The 15,559-nt window shown below is 63.0% G+C and carries 15 protein-coding genes; 4 read left to right on the forward strand and 11 right to left on the reverse strand.

Annotation, left to right across the window (positions count from 1 at the left end):
• Positions 1 to 25: 25 nt before the first annotated feature.
• From C7I87_RS26210 to C7I87_RS26225, 4 genes are all read right to left on the reverse strand, one after another.
• Positions 26 to 1,069 (reverse strand): ABC transporter ATP-binding protein, encoded by a 1,044-nt coding sequence (locus tag C7I87_RS26210; RefSeq protein WP_149906941.1) that lies wholly within the window; start codon positions 1,067 to 1,069, stop codon positions 26 to 28.
• Positions 1,066 to 2,895 carry an ABC transporter permease gene (locus C7I87_RS26215; protein WP_149906942.1) on the reverse strand — a complete coding sequence of 610 codons (1,830 nt, stop codon included), beginning with the start codon at positions 2,893 to 2,895 and terminating at the stop codon, positions 1,066 to 1,068. Before C7I87_RS26215 ends, C7I87_RS26210 begins: the two co-directional genes overlap by 4 nt.
• Before the next feature lie 16 nt (positions 2,896 to 2,911).
• Positions 2,912 to 3,916 carry an ABC transporter substrate-binding protein gene (locus C7I87_RS26220; RefSeq protein WP_188393998.1) on the reverse strand — a complete coding sequence of 335 codons (1,005 nt, stop codon included), beginning with the start codon at positions 3,914 to 3,916 and terminating at the stop codon, positions 2,912 to 2,914.
• An 87-nt stretch (positions 3,917 to 4,003) separates the two neighbouring features.
• On the reverse strand, positions 4,004 to 4,924 hold the full coding sequence (locus C7I87_RS26225; RefSeq protein WP_149906944.1) for a MurR/RpiR family transcriptional regulator: 921 nt from the start codon (positions 4,922 to 4,924) through the stop codon (positions 4,004 to 4,006).
• 293 nt (positions 4,925 to 5,217) lie between these two features.
• On the opposite strand from C7I87_RS26225, the gene C7I87_RS26230 reads away from it, so the two are divergent.
• The 4 genes from C7I87_RS26230 to C7I87_RS26245 all read left to right on the forward strand — a co-directional run bounded on the left by C7I87_RS26230 (position 5,218) and on the right by C7I87_RS26245 (position 8,447).
• On the forward strand, positions 5,218 to 6,060 hold the full coding sequence (locus C7I87_RS26230; protein ID WP_246696411.1) for a transporter substrate-binding domain-containing protein: 843 nt from the start codon (positions 5,218 to 5,220) through the stop codon (positions 6,058 to 6,060).
• A gap of 84 nt (positions 6,061 to 6,144) precedes the next feature.
• Positions 6,145 to 6,891, forward strand: coding sequence for an ABC transporter permease (locus C7I87_RS26235; protein WP_246696412.1), 747 nt, complete (start codon positions 6,145 to 6,147; stop codon positions 6,889 to 6,891).
• A gap of 9 nt (positions 6,892 to 6,900) precedes the next feature.
• Positions 6,901 to 7,632: an ABC transporter permease gene (locus tag C7I87_RS26240; RefSeq protein ID WP_149906946.1), complete on the forward strand. Its 732-nt coding sequence runs from the start codon at positions 6,901 to 6,903 to the stop codon at positions 7,630 to 7,632.
• Positions 7,632 to 8,447, forward strand: a complete 816-nt coding sequence (locus C7I87_RS26245) for an ABC transporter ATP-binding protein (protein ID WP_149906947.1) — start codon at positions 7,632 to 7,634, stop codon at positions 8,445 to 8,447. Before C7I87_RS26240 ends, C7I87_RS26245 begins: the two co-directional genes overlap by 1 nt.
• A 69-nt stretch (positions 8,448 to 8,516) precedes the next feature.
• Here C7I87_RS26245 and phnN read toward each other — a convergent pair whose 3' ends face one another.
• The 7 genes from phnN to iolD form a co-directional block, all read right to left on the reverse strand.
• A complete protein-coding gene (phnN, locus tag C7I87_RS26250) occupies positions 8,517 to 9,146 on the reverse strand; it encodes a phosphonate metabolism protein/1,5-bisphosphokinase (PRPP-forming) PhnN (protein ID WP_188393999.1) in 630 nt (209 codons plus the stop codon).
• Positions 9,143 to 10,282, reverse strand: coding sequence for an alpha-D-ribose 1-methylphosphonate 5-triphosphate diphosphatase (locus C7I87_RS26255; protein WP_149906948.1), 1,140 nt, complete (start codon positions 10,280 to 10,282; stop codon positions 9,143 to 9,145). The genes phnN and C7I87_RS26255 overlap by 4 nt, the downstream gene beginning before the upstream one ends.
• A gap of 31 nt (positions 10,283 to 10,313) precedes the next feature.
• Entirely contained in the window at positions 10,314 to 11,021 is a 708-nt protein-coding gene (locus C7I87_RS26260; RefSeq protein ID WP_149906949.1) for a DUF1045 domain-containing protein, read from the reverse strand.
• 255 nt (positions 11,022 to 11,276) lie between these two features.
• On the reverse strand, positions 11,277 to 12,089 hold the full coding sequence (iolB, locus tag C7I87_RS26265; protein ID WP_149906950.1) for a 5-deoxy-glucuronate isomerase: 813 nt from the start codon (positions 12,087 to 12,089) through the stop codon (positions 11,277 to 11,279).
• A 381-nt stretch (positions 12,090 to 12,470) separates the two neighbouring features.
• Positions 12,471 to 12,704: a DUF3329 domain-containing protein gene (locus C7I87_RS26270; protein ID WP_149906951.1), complete on the reverse strand. Its 234-nt coding sequence runs from the start codon at positions 12,702 to 12,704 to the stop codon at positions 12,471 to 12,473.
• Positions 12,705 to 12,746: 42 nt separating this feature from the next.
• Complete coding sequence (gene iolE / locus C7I87_RS26275) at positions 12,747 to 13,664, reverse strand: myo-inosose-2 dehydratase (protein WP_149906952.1); 918 nt, start codon at positions 13,662 to 13,664, stop codon at positions 12,747 to 12,749.
• A 40-nt stretch (positions 13,665 to 13,704) separates the two neighbouring features.
• Positions 13,705 to 15,546 (reverse strand): 3D-(3,5/4)-trihydroxycyclohexane-1,2-dione acylhydrolase (decyclizing), encoded by a 1,842-nt coding sequence (gene iolD / locus C7I87_RS26280; protein WP_149906953.1) that lies wholly within the window; start codon positions 15,544 to 15,546, stop codon positions 13,705 to 13,707.
• Positions 15,547 to 15,559 lie beyond the last annotated feature (13 nt).

Genomic DNA, 15,559 nt, shown 5'->3' on the forward strand with positions numbered 1-15,559 from the left:
GCTTCGGGTTCACGATCCGGAATCACTATGCGGTCAGCACCACACAGCGCTCCGGTGGCAACGAAAAGGCAAGTGCTGCGCCAATCGGCGGCGCTTCGGGCCAGTCGAGCCGTACGCGTTGTTGTCCGAGATCGACCGCCAGCCGCCAGCATCGACCCTGGAAAGCGCTCGACAGCACCTTGCCCTGCAGTCGATTGCCGGGATAGGCGTCTGCCGGCCGGGCGTCCTCGGGACGGATGACCAGCATGCCTGCGCCGGATCGAGCTCCCGGCGTGCGCACGGTTTCGGCATCACTGTCGGCGATCCTGAAATGCTCGTCCCTGACCTGCCCGCGAACGATCGAAAAGCCACCGATGAAGCTCGCCACGAAAGAATCGGCAGGCGCTTCATAGATGGCGCGTGGCGTGTCGAACTGGACGATCTCGCCTGCCCGCATGATGGCGATGCGGTCGGAGACCGCCATGGCCTCGGCCTGGTCATGCGTCACATAGACGACTGTGATGGCTTCGCGGCGAACCATCTCCATCATCTCGATGCGCATGTCCTCGCGCAGCGCGGCATCGAGGTTGCTCAGCGGTTCGTCGAACAGCATCAGCGCCGGGCGCGCGGCGAGGCAACGCGCGATAGCGACGCGCTGCTGCTGGCCGCCGGACAATTCCGTGGGATAGCGATCCTTGTAGGGGGCAAGGCGGGTGACGTCGAACGCATGGTTCACCCGCTGGGAGATTTCATGTTCCGAAAGCCGCTGCGCGCGCAGGCCGAAAGCGAGATTGTTGGCCACCGTCATATGCGGCCACAGCGCATAGTCCTGGAAGACCATGCCTATCCGCCGCTTTTCAGGAGGTATGACCGACGTCTCGCTCCATACGATCCGTCCGTCCAGCGTGATCGATCCCTTTTCAGGTGCGACCAGCCCGGCGATGATACGCAGAAGCGTGGTCTTGCCGGAGCCGCTGGCACCGAGAAGCGACACCACTTCGCCGGCATCGATCTTGAGGTCCAGGTCGGTCAGGATGGGGCGACCGCCGAGCGACTTGCAAATGCCGGCACAATGCAGGGACGCGGTCATGACAAGGGTTCCGCTCCGGCGATCTGGTGATGGCCCGCATCGACAAGCGCCGCACTCCGGCGCGGTCTGACGAACCGGCGAAGCGGATACCAGACCAGCGCGGCACCCATGCCCGCGGCCGCCATGGCGACCAGCGCGATCGCCGACGCCAGTCCGTCCCGGTCGTGGCTGAACAGCTTCAGGATGAGCGTCGGCGCCGGCGGGCCGCTCTGGGGGATAAGCATTTGCGAGATCGGCAGTTCGAATACGGTGCGGATGAACGTCAACAGGAAGGCCGTCACCACGCTCAGCAGGATCAGCGGCAAGGTGATTGCCAGCAATCGGCGGGTCGCGCCGACACCGTGCAAGCGCGCCGCATCCGTCAGGCCCGGCGCCAGCTGCCCGATGGCCGAAAGGATCACCACCAGACAGTAGGGGAGCGCTGCGGCGACATAGCCCATGACCAGCAGCGAGCCATCGCCATAGTGGGGAAACGGCCAGTCGCGGAAGCCCGGCAGGCGATTCCAGACAAGGATATAGCCGAAGCCGAGCACGATGCCCGGTATCGCCACCGACCCAAGCGAAAGGCCGATGACGGCGCTGCGCAGAACCAGGCCCGCGCGGTCGAGTTGCGCCGACAGGAGCAAGGCGAGCGAACTGGCGATGAGCGCCGTCAGCCCGGCATAGAAGAGACTGCGCAGCAGGCCGTCATTGGCCGCGGTGTTCAGGCTGAGCGCCGCCACCACATTGGCCGCGGTGAAATTGCTCCAGATGAGCCCGTGGCCCAGCGTTTGCGTCAAGGCGCGCGCCGCGATCGCGGCCAGCGGCAAAGCCAGCGCCAGGAAGGCAATGGCAAGGGCCGCCGCCATGGCGAGCCAGCGCCATTTGCCGAGATTGTACAACCTGGCTGGCCTGGCGCGGCCCGAAATCAAGCGCGGGTCGGCGCGGCGGCGCAACAGCCGGTCCGCCACCACGACGAGCAGGACGAGGCTGAGCAGAACGAGCGCCTGGGCGCCGGCGGCGGGAAAGTCGACCGGATAGTCGCTGGCGGCGGCATAGATGCCGTAGGTCAGGACACCAAAATTCGACATCCTGGCGATGGTCGAGGCCAGGCCGAAGTCGGATAGCACCTCGGCGAAGGTGGCGATGAAGCTCAAGGCGATGGCCGGCGCCAGCAACGGGCCGTTGATGCGCAGCCAGATCCTGAGCGGAGCGGCGCCGGAGAGCCGCGCGGCATCCTCCAGTTCGCTGCCCAGTCCGGCCAGCGCGCTGCCGATGATGAAGGCGGCCAGCGGAAACAGGCTGAGCGTGTGGACGAACACCAGGCCGGTCAGGCCGAAAAACGCCGAGCCCAGCGAAGCAGGCAGCAACCCGAATTGAGCCAGGTAACCACCGGAAGACATCAGCAGCATCCAGGCGAGCGCCTTTAGATAGGACGGCGTCAGGAAAACCAGCCACGGCACCATCGAAATTGCTGTCCGCCCCGGAATGTCGCAGCGCTGGACGAGCACCGCGAAAGCGCCGCCCAGCGCCGTCGTGGTGCAGGCGACGAGCATGCCGAGCTCAAGCGAATGCAGGACCGAGCCAGCGACATAGGGAGAATTAAAGACACGGCTCAGCGGCTCGAGGCTCAGACCGTTGCTGGCGTCTTGCGCGGCAAACAGGCCGGGCATGACCGCCTGGACCAGCACCAGGGCAAGCGGCAATCCGATCAGCAAGGCAAACACGGCGTAGACGGCAAATGGCCCGCTGTGGCGAGCAAGCGCCGACAGGCGGCCTAGCGGAGGCTTTCCGGTGCCAACGCCGCGGGCAAAAGCCGCGGCGTTGGAATGCTGGAGGATCGTCATTTCCCAGACAGCCGGATCACTGGACGAAATTGGCCTTGTACCACTGTTTCCACTCGGTCTCGTGGGCGGAGGCCACGGCGTCGTCGAGATGCGTGTAGGTGATGTTGGTCTCGCGGCCTGGCTTGGCGTTGATGCCCTTGATGATCGGGATGTAGAAGAAGTCGGTGTCGTCGCCGTTCTGCATGGCGGCCTGGCCTTCGGCGCTGGTGACGAAGTCGATGAATTTCCGGGCCGCGTCCATGTGCTGGGTCTTGGCGCTGATACCGAGGCCCTGCGGCAGGGATACCGAACCTTCGCTTGGATAGACCGCGACGACGGGTTCGCCCGCGGCGATCTTCGAGAAGATGGCGCTGTCCTGGTTGATGCCGACCGAGGCATCGCCTGTCAGCACCGCCTTGTTCACCTTGCCGCCGCTCGACAGGCCAGACAGGGACTTGTTGGTCAGCGTCTTGGCCAGGAGAGCCTTGCCGGCATCGAGGCCGTTGGTCTGGAAGAAGCCGGCCAGCCACTGATAGGCAGGGCCTGACAAATTCGGATCCTTGGCCGCGACTTTGCCGGCGAAGGACTGAAGCTCGGCCCAGGATTTGGGCATCTTGTCGGCGGGCACTTTCTTGGTGTTGACCTCGATGGCCGTGGTGCTGGTGCCGGTCGGCAGGAAGGCGTGGCTTTGCGGGATCAGCGACTTGCCGAGATCGGTGAAGGCCACCTTGTCGTAGGCGGCGGCGGGAACAGCCTGCAGCACATGATCTGCCGCCATGCGCTCCATCACGGCGGAGCCGTCGAGCCAGACGATGTCGAATTGCGGATTGCTGCCTTCGGCGGCGATCTTGCCTAGCGTCTCGCCGGTGCTGCCGGGTTCGACGACGTCGACGGTGAGGCCGGTCCTGGCCTGGAAGGCCTTGGCCACCGGGCCGGCGAAATCGAGCGCGTCATAAAGCACGAGGTCGGATGCCGAGGCAGGTGCTGCCATGGCAAGCGCGCTCAAGCCAAATGCCAAATAGAAACTTGTACGTGCGTTCATCTTGCTCTCCAGTAGATTTCCCATGGGCACAGTAACTCCCATTGTATCATGTACGAACAGATTGAATGTTTTGTGTCATTTGTGGAACTAGTTATTTTTATTATTCTTGTTCTTTCGTACGCCCCGCTTTATCCAGGCCTTGTCGATAGATCCCCGAACCGTGCTCAGCCGCTCAAGGGCATCAAAGGCGGCTTCGCTGTTTCGTTTCGCCAGCCCGATGATCATCGCCTCGATGAGGACGATCGTTCCGCCATGCATGGCCAGGTGATCGGCCTTGCCACGCGGAACCGGGAGGCTCTCCGCCACCTTGCCGGGAACCAGCGGAGCCAGATTGTCACTGATCAGCACGACCGGAATGTCGAAACGCGCGGCATGGTCGAGCACGACTTCCACCTCGCGATAGAGCGGTGCGTAGGCCATCATCAGCACGGCGTCGCCCTTGCCGAGCCACAGCAGGCGATCGGCGAGCGCAATTCCCGATACCGACAGCGCGCTGGTCGGCAGGCCGATCCGGTTGAACTGCAAACTGGCATAGTCGGCCATGGCGCCCGATGGACCTATGCCGAAGACATGGCGGCGGCTCGCCCGCGCCAGAATGTCGACACTGCGCTCGAAAGCCGCCGCCAACTCCGGACGTTTGAGCACTTCGAGCACGCTTTCATGAATGTCGATCACATGCCGCAATGCTCCGGCGCTGCCGTCGCCGGTCTCATGCAAGGTGCGCGCCAGGCGCTTGCCGGGGGACGGCGTGCCGGTCAGGTCCGACAGCAGCATCTGGCGAAGCGCCGAGAGGCTTTCGAAACCAAGCGAGCGCGCCGTCCGGACGACGGTCGCGTCGCTGGTGCCGGCGAGTTCGGCAATCTCGGCCGCCGACCCCAGCAGGACCGACTGCTTCTGGTCGACGAAGAACCGCGCCATGCGCTGCTCGGCCGGCGGCAAGCTTTCGAGTGCCGCATGAACACGGGCATCGACCGTCATTCTTCGGTCGTCCGAGGTATCATAGGTCATGGTGGTCGGTCCGTTCACCCGTCTGTAGTGATTACAACACCACCCACAATCCGAAATGTCTGTTACAGGGATGTGACGGCGGTCGTCAGGCGCCGGTCCGGAAGGCGCTCGACAGGACCCTGCCCCGCAGGCGGCTGTCCGGATAGACTGACCGCTGCCCCGCATCGGCGTGCCCGGACCTTCGACGTGCTTCACAAACGTGTGCACCAGATAACTGCCCTTGTCGGAAAATTGGGGCTGGGCTAAGCAATCAACATTACCTGTCGCAGGAACAGGGTATGGGAGGGAATACCGTGAAATCATCACGTTGGATCGCGCTCGCCGCGCTGGCGCTGACCTGTTCGACCCCGGCTGTGGCCAAGGACTGGAAGACCGTCACAGTGGCAATGGAGGGCTCTTATGCCCCCTGGAATCAGACGGATGCCAGCGGCAAGATCGTCGGGTTCGAAGTGGACATTCTGAATGACGTCTGCGCCCGCGCGAAACTGGAGTGCAACATCGTGGCCCAGGATTGGGACGGCGTTGTCCCGGGCCTGACGGCCGGCAAGTTCGACATTGTGATGGACGGAATGTCGATCACGGAGGAGCGCATGAAGACAATCGACTTCTCGATCCCCTATGCCTCTTCACCGGTGGCCTTCCTTGCAGACAAGAATGGCCCGCTGGCGCAACTGTCCAACAGCGGCAAGATGATCGATCTTTCGAAAGACGACGCCGAATCCAAGGCGACGCTTGACACTTTGCGCAAGGAACTCGCCGGCAAGAATGTCGGCCTGCAGGTCTCGACCACGGAAGCGACTTTTGCCGACAAGTATCTCAAGGATGTCGCAAACGTCCATGAATACAAGACGACGGACGAGCATGACCTCGACCTGATGGCGGGCCGCATCGATGTGGCTTTCGCCGACACCACCTACTTCCTCGGCACGTTGGCCAAGCCCGATGCCAAGGACCTGGAATTCGTCGGACCTCAGTTCAAGGGTGGCCCGATCCTGGGGCCGGGTATCGGCGCTGCTTTCCGCAAGACCGACAAGGACCTGCAGGACATCTACAACAAGGCCCTCAAGGCTGCCCTCGATGACGGCTCGGTATCGAAGTACAGCATGCAGTGGTTCAAGATCGACATTACCAAGTAATGTCGCAACGGGAGCAGCCAGGGCTGTTCCCGTTTTGCATTGAGGTGAAGTCAATGCATATCTCGGCGCCCGGAGGAGGCGTACGTGGAGTTTTTCGGTAGTCTGCTGGAACAGTTGTCGACGGCCTATGACCTCTTGGCCGCCGGCTGGGGCGTGCAATTGCTCTGGGGTATCGGATGGACCCTGGCGGTGACCACGGTCTCGATGGTGATCGGCGCGGTGCTGGGATCGCTGGTGGCGGCGGCCAAGCTTTCGCATCGTGGCGGGTTGAGATTTCTCGGCGAGAGCTACACCACCGTGTTCCGCGGCGAGCCGGAACTTCTGGTCATCTACCTTTTCTACTATGGCGGCACGCAGGTGCTGACAGGCATGGCGAGGTCCGCGGGATCGATAGGGTCGACGGACATCTTGAACATGCCGAGCTTCCTGGGCGGTGTTCTCGCGGTCGGCATCATTTCGGGCGCGTATCAGGCTGAGGTTTTCCGCGGGTCGTTCCTGGCGATCCATCGCGGCGAACTGGAGGCGGCCCGCGCCTATGGCATGTCGACCTTCCTGCGGTTTCGTCTTGTGATCATGCCTCAGGTCCTGCGCCTGGCGGTGCCAGGGCTGGGCAATGTGTGGCAACTGACCATCAAGGATTCGGCTCTCATCTCGGTCACCGGCGTCGCCGAGTTGATGCTGACCGCGAACAAGGCCGCTCGCTCAACGCACCATTCGTTGCTTTTCTACACGGTCGCGGGCATCCTTTACCTGGTGATGACCTCGGTCTCGACACCGATCTTCGACAAGGCCGAGCGTTATACGTCACGCAGCTTCACACGGCCGAAATGAGAGGTCGCGGTGGATTTTGACTTCTATCTTTCGACCATGTGGAGCGTGCTGAAAGCACTACCGCTGACGCTCGAGATCTGGTTCTTCGGGGTCGCAATCGGCCTGGTGCTTGCCACCGGCCTGACCTGGCTGCGGGCATCGGGCTACAAATTGGGCGAGTATTTTACGCGGGCCTATGTCTTCGTGTTTCGGGGGTCGCCGTTGCTGGTGCAGCTCTATCTGATCTATTTCGGGCTCTCCCAGTTCGATTTTATCCGTCACAGCCCGATCCTGTGGCCGATCCTGCGAGATCCCATGTACTGCACTATCGTCGCTATGGCCCTCAACACCGCAGCCTACTCCAGCGAGATTTTCCGCGGCTCGCTGCGGGCGGTGCCGGTCGGACAGATCGAGGCGGCCAAGGCTTTCGGCATGCCGGCGTTTACCCGCTTCCGCCTCGTCACGCTGCCGATAGCCTTGCGGCTGGCGCTGCCGGCCTATTCGACCGAAATCATTCTCATGACGAAGGCTACCGCGCTCGCTTCCGTGGTCACGATCATGGAGATGATGGGAACGGCGCAGAAAATCCAGCACGACACTTTTCGGCCGATCGAGGTGCTTACCTGCGCCGGCGTGATCTACCTGCTCCTCAACCTGTCGATCGCCCGGCTGTTTGCCTGGGTCGAATACCTGCTCTCGCCGCATCTGCGACCCGCCCCTGGCCAGTCCCAGCAAATCAAGCCCGTCCCGGAGGTGTTGTGATGTCGGCAAGTCTTGCCACTGCCGCGAATGCAAAACCGTCCCTCGACACGACGGCGGCCATCAGCGTCAAGGACATGCGCAAGTGTTTCGGCGACCATGAGGTGCTCAAGGGCATTTCGCTCGAAGCCCACAAAGGCGATGTCATCTCGATCCTCGGCTCCTCCGGTTCCGGCAAAAGCACCTTGCTACGCTGCATCAATCTCCTGGAAACCCCGGACTCCGGCGAAGTAAGGGTGGACGGCGAACTCATTCGGATGAAACAAAGCCGGGACGGCCATCAAACGCCTGCCGATATCCACCAGGTGGAACGAATCCGCGCCGACCTCGCCATGGTTTTCCAGAGCTTCAATCTTTGGTCGCACATGACCGTGCTCGAGAACCTCGTCGCCGCGCCGGTGCATGTGCTGAAGCGCCCACGCGCGGAATGCCTGGAGCAGGCGGAAGCATTGCTGAAGCGCGTCGGGATATGGGAGCGCCGCAACTATTACCCGCCTCACATGTCGGGAGGCCAGCAGCAGCGCGCCGCCATAGCGCGTGCCCTGGCGATGAACCCCAAAGTGATGCTGTTTGACGAGCCGACATCCGCGCTTGATCCGGAACTGGTTGGCGAGGTGCTGCGGGTCATGCGCTCGCTCGCGGAAGAAGGGCGCACCATGCTGGTGGTGACACATGAAATGGGTTTTGCCCGCGACGTGTCGAGCAAGGTGATGTTCCTTCACAAGGGCGAGGTCGACTCACTGGGAGAGCCAAAGGAAATGTTCGCCAGGCCACCCACACAGCAGTTCAAGCAGTTCATCACGAACTTCAACAAGTGATGTGGAAGCGTCAGCCAATCCCAGCGTGGAGTCCGCTCCGGAAGACGTGACCTTTTGCTCAGCTATGCTCTAGATCAGACCCGACATGTCGGAGAAGGCCATTGCCTTGCGCAGCAGCTCGGCGAAGCGTTCGCCGGCCACCTCGCGCGGGCCGCTGTTGTCGATCGAGGTGACGCCGGGGCCGGACAAGGTCACACTGGCGCTGCGCGCAAGCCGCGCCAGCACTTCGCCGCGTGACTCGCGGCCGCGCATCGCCAGCCGCTCGGCCAGCACCTCAGGCAAAGCTGTGATCTCCACGATCGCCAGATTGGCGTAGCGTTCGCGCAGAGTGGGGATGATCGCGCGCGACACGTTGGCCACGACAACGTGTCCGTTGGAAACAGACCAGTCGACATCGGCAGGCAGGCCATAGCGCAGGCCATGCGCTTCCCAGGAGATGGCGAAGGCGCCGTCGGCATCGGCCTCGGCGAAGGCGGCGTCGGCCAGCGTGTCGTGATCCTCGCTCGCCGCATCGCTCGGCCTGGTGATGACGCGGCGCACGAACTCCAGTTGCGTCTCATCGGCGAAGAGCGCCTTGGCGTAGCCGATCACCGTGTCCTTGCCGGCACCGCTGGGGCCCACGACAGCAACAAAGACGCCGTGACGGATCGGAAAGGTTTCGGCGGACAGTTCGCGCTCGATCAAGGCCGACACCATCATGCCACCCGGCGTCCCTGCCGCCAGACGGTGCGCACGACCGGAACATGATCGTCGACGCGCACGCGCACCAGATCGGCGCGGCGCCCCTGCTCGATGACGCCGCGGTCGTCAAGGCCGACGGCCTGCGCCGGGTTCTTCGAAACCATGGCGACGGCCTGCGGCAGCGAAATGCCTTCGACCATGTCGCCGAGGAAGAAGGCCGACTGGATCAGGCTGAAGGGGATGTAGTCGGACGACAGGATGTCGAGCAGGCCGTCACTCGCCAAGGTGCGGGCCGAAACATTGCCCGAATGCGAGGCGCCGCGCATGACATTGGGTGCGCCCATCAGCACGCCGAGACCGGCGGCCTTCGAGGCACGCGCCGCTTCCTCGGTGGTCGGGAACTCGGCGACCCGCACGCCCTGCTCGATGGCCTCGTCGACATGGGCCGACGTGGCATCGTCATGGCTGGCGAGCACGATGCCGCGCTCCTGGCTGGCGGCGGCGATGAAGACGCGGTTCGGCCCGGAATTGCGTGCCGATTCGCCCATCCGCTTCTCGCAGAATTTCCTGAAATCCTGATCCGAGAGTTTCAGCTTGCGCTGGTAGTAGTAGGCATAGGTTTCAAGATTGACGAACTGGCGCTGGCCCGGCGCATGGTCCATCAGCGAGACCAGCTTGACTCGATCATCGGTCTCGAAATTGGCGAAGGCCCTCAGACAATCCGGTGCCGAGACCTCGCAGCGCAGGTGGATGAAATGGTCGGCCCGCAGACGATCCTGCTGGACACTGTCCTCGATCGCGTCGGCGAGCTTGCGGATGTCGTCCGAGGTGAGGTCGGCATCCTCGTCCATGCCGACGCGCAAGGCATCGAGCACGGTGGTGATGCCGGCGGTCGCCACCTGGGCATCATGGGCAAGCACGGCGGCGATGGGGTTCCAGCGCACTTTCGGCCGCGGCGCATAATGGCCCTCGAGATGGTCGGTATGGAGTTCGACCAGCCCTGGAATGATGAAGTCGCCGCCCATGTCCTCGCCGGTTCGGGCAGCACCGGCATCGATGCCGGCGATAAAGCCGTCGCGCAGCACCAGTGAGCCTTCGACGATCTCGTCGGCAAGAACGATGCGGGCGTTGGAAAGAACAGTTTCGGCGGTCATTTAGGCTAGTCCTTGCTTCTTCCGGCGCCTGTCAGGCGGTTTTTCTGGCCGGGCGGCGGCCAAGCGCGTGCTGGGAAAGCACCATGAACGGCGCACCGGGTTCGGGTTCGACAAACAATGTCAGCGCATCCACCAGCATTGGCTGGCGCAACACATCGGCAAAAAGGCCTTCGATCGCCGTGCGCAGGCGAGGGCTTTCCTGTGGGCCGGCCCGGCCGGACAGGGTCATGTGGAAGCGGAAGGTCTCGAAAACATAGGGATATCCCCACTGGCAGAGATTGCGAAACTCGGCCGGCTTCAGCGAATCCGGGCTGCGCCGCTCGATTTCGGCCTCGCTCAAGGGCGCGCGAAACCGGTCGAAATCGCGTACCACATCGTCGGCGAAGCGGTTGAGCGGAGGCAGCGGACCTTCCGGCACCAGCGCGAAGAAGCTGTCGATCTGGCTGACGACCAGTCGCGGGATCGTCACGACAGGCGTCACCTCGGCAAAGTGATCGAGCGTCGCGCGCAGCGAAGCTTCTGTCTCGTTGGTGGCCAGGCGGAAAGGCGCTTTCAGTGTCGCATGGAAGCCGTAGCGGCGCGCCGAAGCGGTGTGGAAAGCCACTTCCGCCGCCGACAGGTCGGCAACGGCCTCAACCGGCCTGGTCGCGCCACCGAACGGGTCGCGGCCCAGCCAGTTGGCGGCTATCCGCGCCAGCGGCTCGTCCTGCCGGGGGGTGAAATAAATGGCATAACGCATGGGAAGTCCTCTTTAAAGCGCGCCGCGTTTGAAGCGATGGTGCGACGCGCTTTAAGTCTTCGTTTGGTGCATGTCCGTCGTCCCAAAACCGCTACGCACTTTTGGGCGACATGCACTAGCCCCGCTGCCATAGGTGATTTCCATGACGGATTGACGAAGCTTTGAAGGGTTTTCGAAGGCAAATCGACCCTCGGGGTCGTTAGCCGACGATTTTTCCAAGCTGGACCAATAAGTTCAGCCGGAAACGCAGAACGATCAGGCCTTCATCAACCATTCGTGCTCGGGCGCGTTGTGGAATTTCCACGTCCGCTTCGGCCCGGCCATCACATTGAGATAATAGAGGTCATAGCCGTGGCAGGCGGCGCAGGGGTGATAACCCTTGGGCACCAGCACCACGTCGCCGTCCTCGATCGCCATGGCCTCGTCCAGCGCGCGATGGCCATCCTTGCCGGCATCGGTATAGACGCGCTGGAAGGCAAAACCCTGCGGCGGGTTGAGGCGATGGTAGTAGGTCTCCTCGAGATAGGATTCAGCGGGCAGGTTGTCCTGGTCGTGCTTGTGCGGCGGGTAGCTCGACGTGTGGCCGCCGGGCGTGATGACCTCGACCACCAGCAACGAGTCGGCCGGCTGGCCTTCCGGCAGGATGTTGGTGACGTAGCGCGTATTGGTGCCCTTGCCGCGCACCTCCTGGCCGAGATCGTCCGGTCCGATCACCCGGACCGGCAAGCCGCCGCCAAGGCCAGGCGCCGAACAGACGGCGAGTTCCAGCTCGGTATCCGCCGTCACCGACCAGTCCGATCCCTGCGGCACGTATACGGACCATGGCTTGCCCTGGAAGGGCGACATGCGTTCGCCGAGCAGGCCAAGATCCTTGCCGCCGGCTTTCGCCGTACCCTTGCCGGTGACGAACACCAGGCAAACCTCGCGGCCGTCCGTCTTGCCCGAGGCGCTTTCGCCTGGCTTCAGCCGATGCAGGTCGAAACCGACATAGGTCCAGCCGGCGCTTTTCGGCGTCACATGGGCGACGCGGCCATGGCCCTTGTCGGCTTTGACGAGCAGTTTCGACATTTTGTCTCTCCTATTCCAGTGGCTTGACGAGTTGCAGCTTGTCCGAGCCGACGATTTCACCGGTTGTTCAAAAGGATCATCGCAGACGCCTCAGATTGGCCGACGCCCTCTCAACTTCGTCATCCTAGGGCGAAGCAGGAGCGAAGCTCCGTCGCGGAGACCCTAGGATCCATTCCGTGACCTCGGTCGAAGGACGCAGCGGAGCGGAGCGGAATTCTGCACCGTCGCAACGCTTCAATCCAACGGCATGGATCCTAGGGTCTGCGCCGCGTCGCTGCGCTCCTTGCTCCGCCCTAGGATGACGAAGCGAGGAGCGTTTCGGCCAATCACCAACGTATGCGATCCGTTGCGCACATATCCAATCCACTGGAACTTCTTCCATCATTCCTTGGGTTCGACGCCGACCTTGGGTTCCTCAGGCGTCGCCTTCGCCTCCTCCACGGGCTTGTAGAGATAAAAAAACTGCCAGACGCCGTAGCCGGCGAAGCCGAGCGCGATGACGCCCCAGAACGGCGTGCCGGTGGCGAACTCGATGACCGACCAGATGACGCAGACCGCGACGACGGCGACACGACGCCACAACGGCCGGAAGAACGGGTGCTCGGAATCTTTCATCGATCCAATCTACAGCAAGCTGCTTCGCGAGGAACCCTCGCATCAGGCATTCGGAAAACCTTGGGTCTCCACCGTGTAGCCGGCTGATGTCATCACCCGCATCAGTTCCTTGTGGCCGACTTGCGCCATCTTTAACGGCGGATTCTTCCTTGGGTCCTGTTCGGCCTCGACTACGAACCAGCCTTCATAACCGTGATCGGCGAAGCGCTGCACGATGGCGCCGAAATCGAGCGAGCCGTCGCCTGGCACGGTGAAGGCGCCGAGCGCCACGGCGTCGAGGAAGGACTGCTTCGTACGGTCGAGCTTGTCGATCACATCCATGCGCACGTCCTTCACATGGACGTGGCTGATGCGTTTGTGGTGGTTGTCGATGGCGCGCAGCACGTCGCCGCCAGCAAAGGCCAGGTGGCCCGCATCGAGCAGCAGAGGGATGCCTTCGCCGGAATGGCGCATGAAGGCATCGAGTTCCGGCTCGGTCTCGACCACCGCCGCCATGTGATGGTGATAGGACAGCGGCATGCCTTGCCCGGCGCACCATTCGCCGAATTCGGTCAGGCGCCGCGCGTAGGCCTTCATTTCGTCACCGGTGAGCTTCGGCTTGGTGGCGAGCGGCTTGGAGCGGTCGCCCTGGATCGAGCGGCCGACCTCGCCATAGACGATGCAAGGCGCGTCGACCGCCTTGAACAGGTCGATCATCGGCTGGATACGGTCCTTGTTGGCAGCCATCTCCTCGTCGACCAGCGTGCCGGAAAACCAGCCGCCGCACAGGGTCATGTCGGCAGCCTTCAGGATCGGCAGCATGATGGCGGGGTCGTTGGGAAAGCGCCGGCCCATCTCCATGCCGGTGAAGCCGGCCGAACGCGATTGGCGCAGACATTCCTCCAGCGACACGTCATCGCTGAGTTCGGCAAGATCGTCGTTCCACCATGCAATGGGGGACATGCCCAGTTTGGCTTTCAAGTCGTCACTCCGGTTCAAATCATTTGGGTCGCGAAAGCGGTCACTGCCGCTCCAGCAACGCGTCCTCGTACTTCTTGCGCGCCGTATTGACTTCCCGTCGCGCCGACACTTCCGGCACCGCGACATCCCACCAGTGACCGCCGGCCTCGGTCGAGACAAGCGGATCGGTGTCGATGACCAGCACGGTGGTCCGGTCGTTCTTCTTGGCCTTCTGCAGCGCGTTTTCCAGTTCGGCGATCGACGGCACTTTCTCTGATATCGCCCCCATGCTCGCCGCATGCGCGGCGAAGTCGATGTCGGGCAGGATCTCGTGGCGCGAGTCCTTCAGGAGATTGTTGAAGTTCGCGCCACCGGTCGCCATCTGCAGCCGGTTGATGCAGCCAAAACCCCTGTTGTCGAGCAGTACGATGGTCAGTTTCAGACCGAGCATCACCGAGGTGGCAATCTCGGAATTCAGCATCAAATAGGAGCCGTCGCCGATCATGACGACGACCTCCTTGTCGGGCTTGGCCATCTTGGTGCCGAGCCCGCCGGCGATTTCGTAACCCATGGTCGAGAAGCCGTATTCGGCGTGGTAGGAGCCGGGCGCGCCCGCTTGCCAGAGCTTGTGCAGTTCGCCCGGCAGGCCGCCTGCCGCATGCAGCAAGGTCACGCCGGAACCCATGGCGCGTTGTACCGCACCGATCACCTGCGCATCCGAGGGGTAAGCGGCATTGGTCGATGCCGTCACCTTGGCCGCATCGGCCTGCCAGGCCTTCTTGCCGGTGGCTGCATTGTCGGTCCAGGCGGCTGGCGCCTTCCAGCCTTGCAGCGCGGCACCGAGTTCGGCGAGCGCTTCGGCCGCGTCCGCGACGAGCGGCAGTGCCCAGTGCTTGCCGGCGTCGAAGGGCTGCACGTTGAGCCCGATGATGGTCTTGCCGGAGTTCTTGAACAGCGCCCACGAGCCGGTGGTGAAATCCTGCAGACGCGTACCGACGGCAAGCACGACATCGGCTTCCTCCGCCAGCCGGTTGGCGGCCGAGGTGCCGGTGACGCCGACCGCCGCCATGTTGAGCGGGTGATCGTCCGGCAGCGAGGATTTGCCGCCCTGCGTCTCGCAGACCGGAATGCCGAAGCTTTGCGCGAATTTGGCCAGTTCATCGGAAGCCTGCGAATAAAGCACGCCGCCGCCGGCGATGATCAGCGGTTTCTTCGCGCCCTTGAGCGCGGTGACCGCCGCCGCCAGTTCCCGGCGATCTGGACGTGTCCGGCGTGGCGTCCAGAGCCGTTCGGCAAAGAAGCTTTCGGGATAGTCATAAGCCTCAGCCTGCACATCCTGGCAGAGCGACAAAGTCACCGGTCCGCATTCGGCCGGATCGGTCAGCACCTGCATGGCGCGATTGAGCGCCGGGATGATCTGTTCCGGCCGCGTGATACGGTCGAAATAGCGTGATACCGGCCGGAAGCAGTCATTGACCGTCGCCGTGCCGTCGGAAAAATCCTCGGCCTGCTGCAGCACCGGATCGGGAATGCGGTTGGCGAAGACATCGCCTGGCAAAAACAGGACGGGCAACCTGTTTACGTGGGCAAGGGCCGCCGCCGTCACCATGTTCAGCGCGCCGGGTCCGATCGAAGATGTCGCCGCCATGAACCGGCGACGGAAATTGGCCTTGGCAAAGGCGATCGCCGCATGCGCCATTGCCTGCTCGTTGTGGGCGCGGAAAGTCGGCAGTTCGTCGCGCACCTGATAGAGTGCCTCGCCGATCCCCGCGACATTGCCGTGCCCGAAGATCGCCCAGATGCCACCAAAAATCGGCACTTTTTTGCCGTCGATCTCGGTCATCTGGCGGGACAGGAAGCGGGTCAGCGCCTGCGCCATCGTCAGGCGGATTGTCTTGCTCATCGTCTTTTCCTCC

The organism is Mesorhizobium sp. SARCC-RB16n, assembly GCF_008520305.1.
Taxonomy (GTDB): Bacteria; Pseudomonadota; Alphaproteobacteria; order Rhizobiales; family Rhizobiaceae; genus Mesorhizobium.

What these genes read in the sequence shown, in the direction of transcription:
- iolB (WP_149906950.1), bottom strand. Translation starts at nt 12,089, where the DNA reads ATGTCGAAACTGCTCGTCAAAGCCGACAAGGGCCATGGCCGCGTCGCC.
- C7I87_RS26245 (WP_149906947.1), top strand. Translation starts at nt 7,632, where the DNA reads ATGTCGGCAAGTCTTGCCACTGCCGCGAATGCAAAACCGTCCCTCGAC.
- C7I87_RS26270 (WP_149906951.1), bottom strand. Translation starts at nt 12,704, where the DNA reads ATGAAAGATTCCGAGCACCCGTTCTTCCGGCCGTTGTGGCGTCGTGTC.
- iolD (WP_149906953.1), bottom strand. Translation starts at nt 15,546, where the DNA reads ATGAGCAAGACAATCCGCCTGACGATGGCGCAGGCGCTGACCCGCTTC.
- C7I87_RS26255 (WP_149906948.1), bottom strand. Translation starts at nt 10,282, where the DNA reads ATGACCGCCGAAACTGTTCTTTCCAACGCCCGCATCGTTCTTGCCGAC.
- C7I87_RS26260 (WP_149906949.1), bottom strand. Translation starts at nt 11,021, where the DNA reads ATGCGTTATGCCATTTATTTCACCCCCCGGCAGGACGAGCCGCTGGCG.
- C7I87_RS26220 (WP_188393998.1), bottom strand. Translation starts at nt 3,916, where the DNA reads ATGAACGCACGTACAAGTTTCTATTTGGCATTTGGCTTGAGCGCGCTT.
- phnN (WP_188393999.1), bottom strand. Translation starts at nt 9,146, where the DNA reads ATGATGGTGTCGGCCTTGATCGAGCGCGAACTGTCCGCCGAAACCTTT.
- C7I87_RS26210 (WP_149906941.1), bottom strand. Translation starts at nt 1,069, where the DNA reads ATGACCGCGTCCCTGCATTGTGCCGGCATTTGCAAGTCGCTCGGCGGT.
- C7I87_RS26215 (WP_149906942.1), bottom strand. Translation starts at nt 2,895, where the DNA reads ATGACGATCCTCCAGCATTCCAACGCCGCGGCTTTTGCCCGCGGCGTT.
- C7I87_RS26225 (WP_149906944.1), bottom strand. Translation starts at nt 4,924, where the DNA reads ATGACCTATGATACCTCGGACGACCGAAGAATGACGGTCGATGCCCGT.